Here is a 12544-nt window from a genome sequence, read left to right on the forward strand (position 1 = left end):
GACCAGGTCGAGCAGGCAGCCCACCAGCTCGCTTCCGGCATGCCTGTGGCGGAGGTACAGGCCGAGCTGCCCGAAGTCAGCACCTCCGTCCCTCGGACCTCGACGACCGAAACGCCGATCACAGGTGACCAACCCGCAGACGGCGGTGTCAGTGCCGAGGTCGACACCGCTTCGGGGCTGGTGGTGGTGCAGGCCTTTCCCAACTTCGCTCCCGCCGACACCGCCGTCTGCGGGTTGGTCACCTGTGATCGGCGTTTCGGTCGTCGAGGTCCGAGGGACGGAGGTGCTGACTTCGGGCAGCTCGGCCTGTACCTCCGCCACAGGCATGCCGGAAGCGAGCTGGTGGGCTGCCTGCTCGACCTGGTCGCGAGCATCTTTGTGGGCGGAGTTGACCAGATTGGTGCGGACGGCGTAGAGCAGAACCGCCGAACAGGCAATGAGGGCAAGGCTGGCGACCGCAGCGACGGCAACAGTGGCACGGCCCCGTACCGTCCGCGGCAGCAGCCGCAGCCACCGACGGCGTCCGCGGTCAGGCTCCATCGGAACGGAGCCGGTAGGCCCCACCGGGCACCGTTTCGATGCTGGCCCGACGGAAGGGCCGGTCGATTTTCCGCCGAAGAGCACTGACGTTCACCTCCACGATGTTCGCACCCCCCTCGTATGCGCTGTCCCAGACCTGTTCGAGGATGGCGGCCTTGCTGATGGCGACGTCCGGAGTCGCCGCGAGTAGCGCCAGAACATCGAACTCGCGGGGAGTCAGTGCGATGTCCTGGCCTCCCCGGCGGCAGCGGCGGGCGCCTGTGTCGATCTCGAGGTCACCGAAGTGCTGGACGACTTGCCGTTCGGGGCGTGTCCGGCGTATCAGAGCGCGCAGCCGGGCGTTGAGGACGACGAACGAGAAGGGCTTGGTCAGGTAGTCATCGGCGCCGGTCTCCAGCCCCTCTGCTTCGTCGTACTCACCGTCCTTCGCCGTCAGCATCAGGATCGGTGTGTTGTCGCCGACCGAGCGCAGGTGGGCGCAGACCTTGTAGCCGTTCAGGCCAGGCATCATGACATCGACGATGATCACGTCGTAGTTGTCGGACGCCGCCATGGCGATACCGTCCAGGCTGTCACTCGCGGAGTCGACCGCGAAACCCGCAGCACGAAGCCCCTGTTGGAGCAGCTCCACAAGTCTGACGTCGTCGTCCATCACCAGCACGCGCATGGCGCCCACCTTGCCTCATGTACGGCGCCGATCGCTGAAGGGGATCTTCAGCTCGTTCAGCAGCCTCGGCACGGCCATGAGTTGGGCCGTACGTGTGAATGCGTCATCTGGCTTGCCCGAGCCGGCCATTGCGACCCACGTCGCCGTCAGGTTACGGAAAGCTCGGAGAGTTCGATGGAGATGAGGATCGGCTCCCGCAATGCGCGGCCATCCTCCTGAGCGGGCACGACGTACCGATGTGTGGGGAAGACCAGCCCCGACGTCGTGAGGTGYTTCTCCGTGAAATGCGCGGCTGGCGTCCCGCCCAGCACGTCAGGTGCGTAGTCGTGACGGCGCAACAGTCCAGCGGAGTCGAAGTAGAAGGTCTGGTCGACGCAGTGCGTGGCTATGTCCCCAGGAAATGTGGCTCGCAGCCGTCGCCAGTCCTCGTGCGGTTCAGGCCACGGGGCCAACTCCTCCAACACCACTCCAGGGCGCGTCAACAGGTACGGCGTCGTCAGGTAGTTCCACATCGCGTACCCGGCGAAGTACAGAGCATGAAGCTCATCCCAGGAGGCACTCTGACTGAGTCCGGTGAAAGATTCACGCGGAGCCGTCCGCTCCGTGACTATCACGTCGTTCTTCCCGAGCAATGCAACACGATCGGGCGTGAATAGTCCGCGCAGTTCCGGACTGGTGAATTCTGCGAAGACCGTCCGCTGCCGCTGTACATCGACGGTCAGGTCGGCGCTTGCCAGGATTCCTTCCTGACCCACAGTGGCCCACAGGTCCCCTCCGATCGTGCCTTTGGCATGGATGGTTGTCGCTTGTTGCCACCGTGGGAGGCCGCCGTGTGCCTTGAGAACGAGCTCTGTCAGGTCGCTCATGAGACGCTGTCCATTCTTGCTGCCGGTTGCGTACGGTCTGTTGATCCAGATGGCAGATCAGGCAGGCCGGGGTTTGTGTGGTACCCGATGCCCGGTGCAGCGCGCTGCGAGATGCGCCCCACGGAGCGCTACTGCGTATCTGCCATGTGCGTCACCGACGACCACCAGGTCGAGGTCCGGCACGTGCAGCACACTGCAGTCGTCGCTGTTGGCGTGCCCAACGTCCACGATGCTCAGCGGGTCGGCGACGAACACGTCGTAGCTGATGGCTGTGTCGGTGGACACAACATGTTGTCCTGAGGCAGCGGACCGCGACATCACCTGAACATGTGATCAGCCCTCGGTACGCCTCAGACGTTGGGAACGGTTCTCATTCACTTACGCGAGAGGAGGGCTGGTTGAGACGAGCAGTAGGGGTACTCGCTGAAGCCTCTTCGAAATTGCGTTCGGGGCCGCGAGTAGGTGTGTCCGGACGGCGGGCCGTGGACCACGCGACGTGGTCAGTCCCCCCAGGGGTTCACGTCCAGGAACATGTCCACGGTCACGTAGGGCAGAGAGGGGTGACGCTGATGGAGGAGTTCACCGGGCAGAGTCTGCGGAGGTGCTTTGCGGGGGTTGGCGAGGGCCTGTTCGTGGATGGCCTCGATGAGGGCACGGCTGCCTCCGAGGCGGGGGTACCGGGCGTGGACACGGTCTGCGAACCCGGGCGGGAGCAGGGCGGAACCACCGGGTTCGCGCGCGTCGATGCCGACTCCGGTCAGCGCGATGTTGATCTCGGCGGGACGGCGGCGTCGGAACACTGGTGACTCGTACATTTGCTGGGAGGGTCGCTTGCCCTGCTGGCCTGCTGCCGCGCGAGCGAACAGGAAACTGCGCAGGCTGTGGTTGCGCAGGAACGGTTGCTGTGTGTCAGTCACCAGCTTGTGGGCCTGCCGAGCCACCCGCGTAGTCGGAAAAGAGAGGTCACCCCGGCTCCCGCCCGCGGCTGGACCGACGATGAGGTCGGTCTGGCTCGCGTTGGCGGCTGGCGCGCCGATCACGACGCCGGCGGCGCCGGCCACGGCACCGCCCAGCACGGCACGGCGGGCAACGGGACGGGACATCAGGTCTCCTCTACGGATCGGCGAAACGTTGCCGGTATGCGGTGGGAGTGGTGCCGAGGACCTGGAGGAACGCACGGCGCATGGTCTCGTCGGAACCCAGGCCGCAACGACGGGCCACGGCCTCCACACCGACGTCACATGACTCAAGCAGCGTGCGGGCCGCCTCGACGCGGACCCGGGTGACGTACTGGCCCGGTGTGATCCCGAGCTCGCGCCGGAACAGACGAGTCAGATGACGCTCGCTGACCATCGCACGAGCAGCCATCCCGGCCAGCGAGTGATCGGCCCCCGGCTCGGCCGCGACCGTGTCGAGCACGGTACGCAGAGCGGGACTGCGAGGCGCAGGAACATCACCCCACACACTGAACTGGGACTGCCCACCCGGACGCCGCAGGAACACCACCAGGTGCCGCGCGACGGACCGGGCGACATCCGCACCCCAGTCCTCCTCCACCAGAGCCAGAGCCAAATCGATACCGGCGGTCACTCCCGCCGAGGTCACCACCTGGCCATCCCGCACAAAAATTGCGTCCGGCCGCACCGCCACATCCGGGAACCGCGCGGCAAGATCCACGCACATCGACCAGTGCGTCGTGGCCTGCCGACCAGCCAGCAACCCGGCCTCCGCCAGCAGGAACGCACCAGTACACACGGACGTGATACGACGCGCGGCACCACCAAGCCGACGGATCTCGGCGATCAGCCCGGACGGAAACCGGCCGAGCAGACCCGGCGCAGGCCCGGGGACGACAACCGTGCCCACCCGCTCCACCACATCGGACAACGCACAGTCGACACTCAACACCACCCCCGTATCCGAACGCACCGCACGACCATCGAGCGAGGCCAGCCGCACCCGATATCCGCCCGCACTGCTCAGGACCTGCACCGGCCCGGCGAGATCGAGCAACACCACGCCCTCGCCCACCACAACCACGACATCATGCCGGTCCTCATCAGCCACAACCGCAAGTCTCACCAGGAAACGAAAGGGCCACAAGGACAGCCAACCCACAGATCCAGACAACCACCACACCACAACACCCCTACGCACCAGCCACACACACCCGAACACACGACGAAACGACAACGCAGATCACCGACCACCCCCGAAATCAGTGAGATTCACGCCCGGCCTGACCGGCATGGCTACGCTCCGGCTCCGCCACCACGGGTCGGGGACGGCGGTGGACTGGTTGGCCTGKCCTTGGGGCGCGGTCGGCGTCGAGGGCGCGTGATGGCCAGGTCTTGGCCTCGTCCTTGACCAATACAGCGGGGAACCCACGAACGCCGCGGCCGACGGCCGACGGCCGACGCCGGGTCGTCACTTCCTGAATGCCTGACGAAACTGCTTCATGGTTTCGTCCGAGGCCATGTTCGCGCCGCAAACCGGGACGGTGCCGTCCTTGGTGGCGGCCACGATGTAGTGCTCTCCTGTCAGGAACGTCAGCGTCTCCGAATTGTTCGGGTCGCTGTTGTGAAGCCGTACCGTTTCCGAGTCGCCACCGCGCAACCAGAGTTCGACCTGGAAGAAGACGGAGGATCCCTCAACAGCGGTGACGGTTCCCTCGAAGAGCGTCGGATACTCGCGCAGTCGGTCCGGGGTGGGTGCCATGCACTTGCCTCCGGTCGCATTGCTCGCGATGGTCAGATCCAGCGGACCGGACGCGGACGAGCGACCGCTCTCGTCGTTCAGCATGATTCCTCCGGCTACGCCGCCTCCGAGGAGAAGCATTGCGGTGGCTGCCGCGAGCGTGAGGAGAGGCGACGGCCCCCTTAGTCGGGCCAGCAGCTCGTCGTCATTCACTGACTGCTCCTTCCTTCATCCGGCTTGTGTCCGGCGCGGTCGGCGTTCTTTCGCGTCGGCCCCAGCTGTGAGGCGAGTTTCCTTTCACCCGGTGCAGCCGCAGGCTGACGGCGTTGGAGGTGAGCCCCGTCGCTTCTCGATCGCCGCCAGTTTGGCAGGGCACCAATCCGAATCACCGAGCGTCGACGAGCTCGGAAGCCCCAGCACGAAGTAGACACCAGCAAGGTCGACAACAACTGCTCACCCGATGATCGCGTCGGCCATCAGCCGCTGGGTCATCGCCTGCAGCGGCGGCGCGCTGTACGACAAGAGCTGGATCAGGCCGATGTACTGCAGGTCGTGTTCAGGGTCCACCCAGAACCAGGTACCTGCGGCGCCGTCCCACATGTAGGTACCGCGACCGACCGGTAGACCAGCTTGCTGTGGGTCATACACCACGACGCCGTTCCAGCCGAATCCGAAACCGGGCCGAAGATGCATGTGTCCTGCCCGAAACCCGTGGTCGAGCAGGGAATCGGGGAGATGATTCGTCATCTGGGCCGCCAGGCTGTCAGCGCTGACGATACGTTGCCCGGCGAACTCGCCGCGGTTCAGAAGTAGTTGGGCGAAGCGCGCATAGTCGTCGATGGTCGACAGCAGGCCACCCCCGCCCCGCGCGAAGGGCGGCGGCTGCGTGTAGTCCTTGTTCAGCAGGTTCGGGCCGGGCACCAGTCGCAGTGGGCCGGCTGTGTAGTACAGCCGCGCACGTCGGGAGAGCTTCTCGGGTGGGGTGTGGAAGGCGGTGTCGGTCATCCCCAGCGGGGCGAAGATGTGGTCCTGGAAGAAGTCCGCCAGGTTCTGCCCGCTGAGTCGTTCGATGATCACGCCTTGGATTTCCATCGAGATGCTGTAGCGCCACTGGGTGCCCGGCTGGTAGGCCAGCGGCAGTCGCCCCAGCCGCTCGAGGAACTCTCCTGAAGACGAAGCGTGCAGGAGCTTCTGCTTGGCGTACATGCGCGCGACGCGGTCAGTCCTCCTKCCTCCGTAGACGAACCCGGCAGTGTGGGTGAGGAGTTCGGCCAGGGTGGGCGAGTGCTCCGCCTCTTCGAGGAGAGGGTTTCCGCGGCGGTCGAATCCGGTGCACACCCTCATCTCGGCCAGCTCGGGAAGATGCTTGGCGACGGGATCCTCGGGCGACCACAGTCCACGGTCGGCGAGGATTCCCATCGCCACACCGGTGACAGGCTTGGTCATGGAGAAGATGCGAAAGATCGTGTCCCGCGTGTACCGGCCGCCTTTGCGGTGCTCGCCCGTGCCCAGGACACTGGTACGGACGATCTTGCCGTGACGGGCCACGAGGGTGACCGCGCCGGCGATGACCTTTTCGTCGATCTTCTGCTGGACGGCGTCGTCGATACGCTCAAGACCGGCGGTAGACAGGCCGACGTCCTCGGGTGCGGCCTGCTCCAGACCGGGAACTCGTGAAGTATTCATGGACCGTCCCGATGAGGGCGATGGATTGAGTCGGGGTGTCGTTCGTGGCCCTATGACTTACCGGGGGCAAGGGAACCGAGCCAGGTCAGTGACGGCTTGGGGGTGCGGGTGAAGGTCTCGCGGTCCACGGCGACCAGGCCGAAGGTGGGACCCCAGTGCCCCCACTCCCAGTTGTCGAGCAAGCTCCAATGGAAATAGCCCCGCACGTCCACATCGTCGTCCATCGCGCCGCGCAGTGCCTGGAGGGCACCGATGATGTACTCGATGCGCTGGGCGTCGTCGCTGGTGGCCACGCCGTTCTCGGTCACGATCAGAGGTACGTCGCCGACGATGCGGGCCACGCGACGCACGGTGCCACCCAGGGCCGACGGGTAGAACTCCCAGCCGGTCTGCGTCAGTTCGGGGTTCGGTCCGAGCCGCGGCGTGCCGTCCGCCGAGATCAGGCCACGCGTATAGGTCTGTACGCCGACGTAGTCGTCACCCTTCGAGGCCCGCAGGAACACCTGATCGCGGGGCTCGCAGTAGGCGTCGGCAGCGGCCTCGGCACCTGGGTCGGCCTGGTAGTCYTGCACTGATACGCCCCAGCCCACCTCCAGGTGGGGATGACGAGCCCGCAGCCGCTCGACCGCCGCGCGGTGCACAGCGATCATGACCCGAGTAAGAGCCTCGTCGGGCACCGGGAGACCCTGAGTGAGGTCCGCATCGCCGCTGGACGAGGCCAGCTTCGGCAACACGGCCACGACATTGGGTTCGTTGATGGTCATGACGCGCACAACACCCGCCTCCAGGACGGGTGCGAGTGCGTCGACGTAGCCGAGGAAACGCTGAACGGCGTCCTCGGCAAGCCAGCCGCCACGCGCCGCGAACCACAGCGGCAAGGTGAAGTGATGGAGCGTCACCGTGGGGCGCAGTCCGCGTTTGACGGCCCCCTCGACGATGCGCCGGTAGTGATCCAGAGCCGCGCGGGAGATCGCACCGTCGGCGGGCTCGATCCGTGACCACTCGATGCCGAAGCGGTAGTCCTTGAACCCGGCTCCGGCGGCCAGGTCGAGGTCCTCGGGCCAGCGATGATAGCTGTCGATCGCGTCGCCGCACCGCTCGGGGATCGGGGAGTCGGGCAGGTTCTCGCGGTACCACCAATCGCTGGCCGTGTTGTTGCCTTCGGACTGATGCGCGCCGATGGCCGTGCCCCACAGGAAGCGGGGAGGGAAGGTGGAAGCGGACAGTTCTTTGTTCAACGTACGCTCCTGATGAGGATGATCACGGCGGCCGCGGCGACGGCCAGCGCAAGGGAAACGAGGAAGAGAGCCGTATAGCCGACCGTGTTGATGAGCAACCCGCCCACGACAGGGGCGACGACGCCGGGCAACGTCGAGCCGATACCCAGCACCCCGAGATCGCGCGCCGCGGTGGCGGTGTCGGGCAGAACGGCCACCATCAGCGCTTGGTCGACGGCAAGATAGGTGCCCAGCGTCAGGCCGATGGCCGCGCAGAAGAGGAACACCGTCGCCAGACTTGGTGCCGCCAGCACTGGCGCCATACCTGCGGCGAGCACCAGCGGAGCCCCACCAACGAAGATCTTCTTACGGCCGAGGTGGTCGCTGAGAACCCCGCCGGCGACAGTCGTCACGGCCGACAGCGCACCCACGATGGTGATGGCGACCGCAACTGCCGCGCCTGCGTCCTTCTTGCTGAGTCCCAGGTGGTCGGTGAACAGGTACAGCTTGAAGTGCGTGATCATCACGATGGCGAGGATGAAGAGAAACCGTCCCGTGAACGCCAGCCAGAAGTCCCTGGAGGCCGAGGGAATCCAGGCCCGAACTCGGCCTGTGCTTCGGGCGGGTCGGGGCATGGAGCGGTTGTCCTCGGTCGGCACGCAGATGGCGATGAGGATCGCTCCGACGACCATCACCCAGGGCACGAGCGTCAATCCCCGAACGGGATGGGTTATGAACACTCCCGCCAGTACCCCGCCGAGAGTCTGACCCAACAGGAAGCCCAGTCCCGCGAACGATGAAGCACGGCCCACGTCGCGAGACGCGACATGATCGGGGACCAGGGCGGACAAGGCAGCCGTCCACGTACCGATGCCCAGTTGGAACGCCGCGAACAGCAGGGCGATGGTGACCAGCGACGAGGTCATGCCACAGCCGGCCAGTGCCAGTGTCGCCAGAATCGAGGACCCGAGCAGCCACGGCGACCGACGGCCGATCCGACTGCGCGTACGGTCCGAGAGCAGTCCGCCCGCCACCGTTCCGATCGCGCTGGTGACAGCGCCGATCGCGGCGATCACCGTGACGATCCCTCGTCCACCGGTCGCTGGCCGACGAATTCGCCGAGCGATGTGCCAAAGCGACCGCCCAGATGAGGATCGGGCCGGGCAGTGCCGACGATACCGCCTCATTGACATCTTGTCGGTCAGCGTCCGCGCAGCGGTCATGTGCTACACCGGTCGCCGGGTCGAGGGTGTCGAATTCAGCACCGGAGGCGGCCGATTGCCAAGTACCGTTAATGAACAGGGTCTTGCCCATTCCCTACTCCTCAGATTTGTGTTGTTGAGGGCTGCCGGGACGAATACGGCACAGCACCGCGTCATGGCGAGTGCATGGGCGTCGCACGCGGCGACTCCTCGACCGGCTCTTTGGTCGGCTGTATCTACACAGGTTCGGCTGCTCGGCAGCACCACCGAGGTCAACGCCCCGGTACCACGCATCGATGCACGCCGCAGGCCCGCGCCGACGCCCGGATTGAAGCCTCAGTCGTCAGCTGTCCCCGCGAATGCGGGCGAACACTTCCTGCTTGGACGGGAGCTTCGCGAACAGCGCACCCGCACCCTGACGTTGATCGACAACGCAACCAGCTGCGGACGCACCCGCGTCGCCGAGATGAACCAGCAGGTCGCTGACAACCTCGACCGCATGATCGGCGAGTTGGATGACGGCCAGGACGAAGGCGAGGAGACTGCGGATGCTGGCTGACAACTCTCACCTGATCGTCGCGGCGGCCCGTCGCCGGCCCACTGCGACTCGCCGACGGGCCGTCGTCGCACGCGGCGGATGGACACCATCGGCACCGCGATCACCTTCGAGGCCGTTGCCCGCGAAGCGGGCGTCTCCCGGTCCGCCTCGTACTCGTCACAGCCGCCCGTCGGCAAATGGCCTCTGCGCCGACCTCAGCCACCACGAGATGTCGTCAGTCCGGACGTACCGGGCCGGCGACGAGCTCATCCAGCCCAGGAAATGGATTGTCGGGCCGGTACTTGCGATACACGGTGTCGACGAACGACAGCGGCACCCACTTCGACGGCTGCTCGTCGATCTGATGGACCACCTGCGCATGGATGTTCTCCCGCAGATCCAGATACGGGAACGCCGCATGCGCCGCGTCCAGTACCGCCCGATCCACCTCTTCCACTCCGAAGGCAAATATGTCGGCACCAATACCGAAGTGCGCGAGGGCGCAGATCACATGCTTGTGGGGCGCGATACCCGACGAGGTGTGCAGTGCCACCGCATCCCAAATCTGGTCGGCGGCGGCATCGGACAGGCCATGCTCCCGAGCAAAGCGAGCAGCCGTGAACGCGCTGTCCACCTCGAACCGGTTCGGGCCCTGCCCCACTTCGGTCAGKCCGATGTCGTGCAGCACCGTGGCGAGAAAGAGCGTCTCATCGTCGTAATCCTCACCGGCAACGAGGTCCTTGGCGGTGGCGATACTGCGAGCATAGAAGTAGCTGCGAACACTATGGTTGAACAGCCAGTCCGGAGCGTGCTCGGCGGTGAAGGCAACAGCGGCCTCCGCTGCCGCCGTACGCGGCCACGTTCCGATCTCTTCCGGCAGATTCTCGAGCGCGCTCACTTGGCCTCACCCTCCAGTGCCAGGTGCTCGGCCATGACAGCCTCACCCGATCGCAGCTCACCCACGAGGTTGGTCTGCTCGAAGTAGTCGTACCAGCCGGAACTCTCGACCCCGCTGAGAAACCCGTCGGCAAGTTCCCTCGAAGGGGCCTGCCAGACCGCGAACCATTCGTAGGACGTGGAAAGCGGGGCCGGTTCCACCCTGCCCCAGCCGAGTGTCACGACGCCGATCTCCGCGAGCTGCTTCATGGCTTCCTGTATCCCGGCGAACAGGTTGGTCAGCGTCTCCTCGTCGGCGGCGTAGAACGCCGGTTTCGGGGTCCACGTCTCGACCACAATGTGCATGTTGGCCATCTCCTCACTAATCGCTATCGGCGTGATGCGATCAGCCTAGAAACACCGAGCCCATGGTTACGATGGCCAGATGGACAGTAATCCCAAGGATCCAGCCAAGATCGCGGTGGTGGTGCAGCCGGGCTACGTCCTCTTGGATGTAGCCGTTCCCCAGCAGGTGTTCGGCCACTGGCCGAACTACGTGACCGCCTACTGGCCCGGCGGTGACCCCTACGAGTTGACCTTGGTGAGTCCCGTCCCCGCTGAAAGTTCGCTCGTGCCCCGCGAGGTCGAGCCGCTGGACCGGCTGGACACGGCGGACACCGTGATCGTCGCCGGAGTGCATGACCCCACCGAGCCTCCGGACGCCGAGTTGGTGGAACGCCTCCGTGAGGCATACAACCGGGGCAGCCGAATGGTGTCGATCTGCACAGGCGCCTTCGCCCTGGCTGCAGCCGGGATCCTGGACGGCCGCAGCGCCACCACCCACTGGCATTGGGCCAGACTGCTGCGGGATCGCCATCCGTCGGTCACACTCCGTGAAGAAGAGCTCTACGTCGAGGACACCGGCGTCTTCACCTCTGCGGSCGTCCTCGCCGGAGCAGACCTGTGCCTGCATCTACTGCGGCTCGACCATGGCCAGGCCGCCGCGAACACCATGGCCCGCTTCCTGGTCACCCCGCCTCGCCGCGATGGAGGCCAGGCCCAGTTCATCGAGCACATCGCACCCGGCGGCGACCCTGAGATCACCGAGGTGATCACCTGGATCCTGGAACACCTCGACGAGCCACTCACCCTGGAGTCGGTCAGCCGGCACAGCCACATGAGCGCACGAACCCTGGGCCGCAGATTCCGGGCCGTAACCGGAACGAGCGTCATGAAGTGGGTGGCCACGCAACGCGTAGCCTGCGCCCGCAAACTCCTCGAGACCACTCGCCTCGGCATTGATGACATCGCCCACCAATGCGGCTTCGGCTCCGCGGAGTCACTGCGCATCCACTTCACCGCGATGACCAGGACCAGCCCGTCGAGATACCGACGCACGTTCGCCGCCTGACTGGCTGGCCTCGTCTCGGCKCGACCATCCCTCGCAGCAGGGGTGACGGGCATGACTGAAAGCCGGTAGCGGACTACAAGTGAGCCCACCGCCAATCGAACCCGCCCCACGAAGCGGTCGCCACGGCACCCCACGGCCTGCCGGGCTGGAGGGGCAAGCCCATCCCCAGCACGAATTGATCGGTGCATGACTATTCCCGCGGGACCACTAGGCCCCTAAGGTCCGATGTATGTAAGGAGGATAGGCAAGACAAACCGCGCTCTAGCCCGCTGATGCGGTTCTGGCATCTGAATAGATCGGATGAGTGCCGAGATGTGGAGATCATTCTGGAAACTCGCAGCCGCACTGCTCGTCGCGGCGGGACTACTTCTGAGTCCCGGCTATGAGGCAGCGGCCCATGAGCCGGCGAATCTGCACCCCGCCGCTGTGCGAGGCATACCCGGTGAGGTCGAGCCGAGCGGCGATGACAATGTGGCGGCTTGGCAGCGCCTGCAGTTCGGGCTGTTCATCCACTGGGGTCTGTACTCGGAGCTGGGCGGGGTATGGCAGGGCCAGCCGGTCACATCCGGATACAGCGAACAGATCCAGATGTGGGCGAACATCCCCGAGGCCCAGTACCTCGAGGTGGCCAAGCGCTTCCAGCCCGATCGCTTCGACCCCGAGCAGATCTGCTCGCTGGCCAAGGAAGCCGGCATGCGCTATGTCGTGATCACCAGCAAGCATCACGATGGCTTCTCCATGTTCGACACCGGGACTACGAACTACGACGTCGTCGACGCCACCCCGTACGGCCGGGACCCCCTGAAGCAGCTCGCGGATGCCTGTCGATCCCAGGGACTGAAGT

The 12544-nt window shown here is 65.6% G+C and carries 13 protein-coding genes and 1 pseudogene; 3 read left to right on the forward strand and 11 right to left on the reverse strand.

Annotated elements, in window-relative coordinates:
* The 9 genes and pseudogenes from EAO75_RS46655 to EAO75_RS14825 all read right to left on the reverse strand — a co-directional run.
* A pseudogene (locus EAO75_RS46655) lies at nucleotides 1–540 on the reverse strand (hypothetical protein); the annotation flags it as partial.
* Nucleotides 530–1207, reverse strand: a complete 678-nt coding sequence (locus tag EAO75_RS14785; RefSeq protein ID WP_147995533.1) for a response regulator transcription factor — start codon at nucleotides 1205–1207, stop codon at nucleotides 530–532. The gene EAO75_RS14785 and the pseudogene EAO75_RS46655, both read right to left, overlap by 11 nt.
* A 146-nt stretch (nucleotides 1208–1353) precedes the next feature.
* Nucleotides 1354–2073 carry a hypothetical protein gene (locus EAO75_RS14790; RefSeq protein WP_147995534.1) on the reverse strand — a complete coding sequence of 240 codons (720 nt, stop codon included), beginning with the start codon at nucleotides 2071–2073 and terminating at the stop codon, nucleotides 1354–1356.
* A gap of 500 nt (nucleotides 2074–2573) precedes the next feature.
* Nucleotides 2574–3176: a hypothetical protein gene (locus EAO75_RS45855; RefSeq protein ID WP_187284443.1), complete on the reverse strand. Its 603-nt coding sequence runs from the start codon at nucleotides 3174–3176 to the stop codon at nucleotides 2574–2576.
* Between the two features lie 10 nt (nucleotides 3177–3186).
* The gene (locus EAO75_RS14805) at nucleotides 3187–4140 is read right to left on the reverse strand and encodes a GlxA family transcriptional regulator (RefSeq protein WP_187284444.1); all 954 of its coding nucleotides are present in this window, start codon (nucleotides 4138–4140) and stop codon (nucleotides 3187–3189) included.
* A 360-nt stretch (nucleotides 4141–4500) separates the two neighbouring features.
* The gene (locus EAO75_RS14810; RefSeq protein ID WP_147995538.1) at nucleotides 4501–4983 is read right to left on the reverse strand and encodes a hypothetical protein; all 483 of its coding nucleotides are present in this window, start codon (nucleotides 4981–4983) and stop codon (nucleotides 4501–4503) included.
* A gap of 240 nt (nucleotides 4984–5223) precedes the next feature.
* Nucleotides 5224–6456 (reverse strand): serine hydrolase domain-containing protein, encoded by a 1233-nt coding sequence (locus EAO75_RS14815; protein ID WP_147995539.1) that lies wholly within the window; start codon nucleotides 6454–6456, stop codon nucleotides 5224–5226.
* A 50-nt stretch (nucleotides 6457–6506) separates the two neighbouring features.
* The gene (locus tag EAO75_RS14820) at nucleotides 6507–7694 is read right to left on the reverse strand and encodes a glycoside hydrolase family 1 protein (protein ID WP_261989296.1); all 1188 of its coding nucleotides are present in this window, start codon (nucleotides 7692–7694) and stop codon (nucleotides 6507–6509) included.
* On the reverse strand, nucleotides 7691–8749 hold the full coding sequence (locus tag EAO75_RS14825) for an MFS transporter (protein ID WP_187284445.1): 1059 nt from the start codon (nucleotides 8747–8749) through the stop codon (nucleotides 7691–7693). Before EAO75_RS14825 ends, EAO75_RS14820 begins: the two co-directional genes overlap by 4 nt.
* A gap of 301 nt (nucleotides 8750–9050) precedes the next feature.
* On the opposite strand from EAO75_RS14825, the gene EAO75_RS47325 reads away from it, so the two are divergent.
* Nucleotides 9051–9434: a hypothetical protein gene (locus EAO75_RS47325; RefSeq protein ID WP_261989297.1), complete on the forward strand. Its 384-nt coding sequence runs from the start codon at nucleotides 9051–9053 to the stop codon at nucleotides 9432–9434.
* Between the two features lie 214 nt (nucleotides 9435–9648).
* Here EAO75_RS47325 and EAO75_RS14835 read toward each other — a convergent pair whose 3' ends face one another.
* Together EAO75_RS14835 and EAO75_RS14840 are read right to left on the reverse strand one after the other, a co-directional pair.
* The gene (locus EAO75_RS14835; RefSeq protein ID WP_147995541.1) at nucleotides 9649–10311 is read right to left on the reverse strand and encodes an HD domain-containing protein; all 663 of its coding nucleotides are present in this window, start codon (nucleotides 10309–10311) and stop codon (nucleotides 9649–9651) included.
* Entirely contained in the window at nucleotides 10308–10655 is a 348-nt protein-coding gene (locus EAO75_RS14840) for a DUF6616 family protein (RefSeq protein WP_147995542.1), read from the reverse strand. Before EAO75_RS14840 ends, EAO75_RS14835 begins: the two co-directional genes overlap by 4 nt.
* 79 nt (nucleotides 10656–10734) lie before the next feature.
* Between EAO75_RS14840 and EAO75_RS14845 the strand changes: the two genes are divergently transcribed.
* Both EAO75_RS14845 and EAO75_RS14850 read left to right on the forward strand, forming a co-directional pair.
* Entirely contained in the window at nucleotides 10735–11700 is a 966-nt protein-coding gene (locus EAO75_RS14845; RefSeq protein WP_147995543.1) for a GlxA family transcriptional regulator, read from the forward strand.
* A 300-nt stretch (nucleotides 11701–12000) separates the two neighbouring features.
* Nucleotides 12001–12544 (forward strand): alpha-L-fucosidase (locus EAO75_RS14850; RefSeq protein ID WP_222723951.1); only part of this gene is annotated, 544 nt, incomplete at its 3' end.

The sequence above is a fragment of the Streptomyces sp. UW30 genome, from assembly GCF_008042075.1.
Lineage (GTDB): Bacteria > Actinomycetota > Actinomycetes > Streptomycetales > Streptomycetaceae > Streptomyces.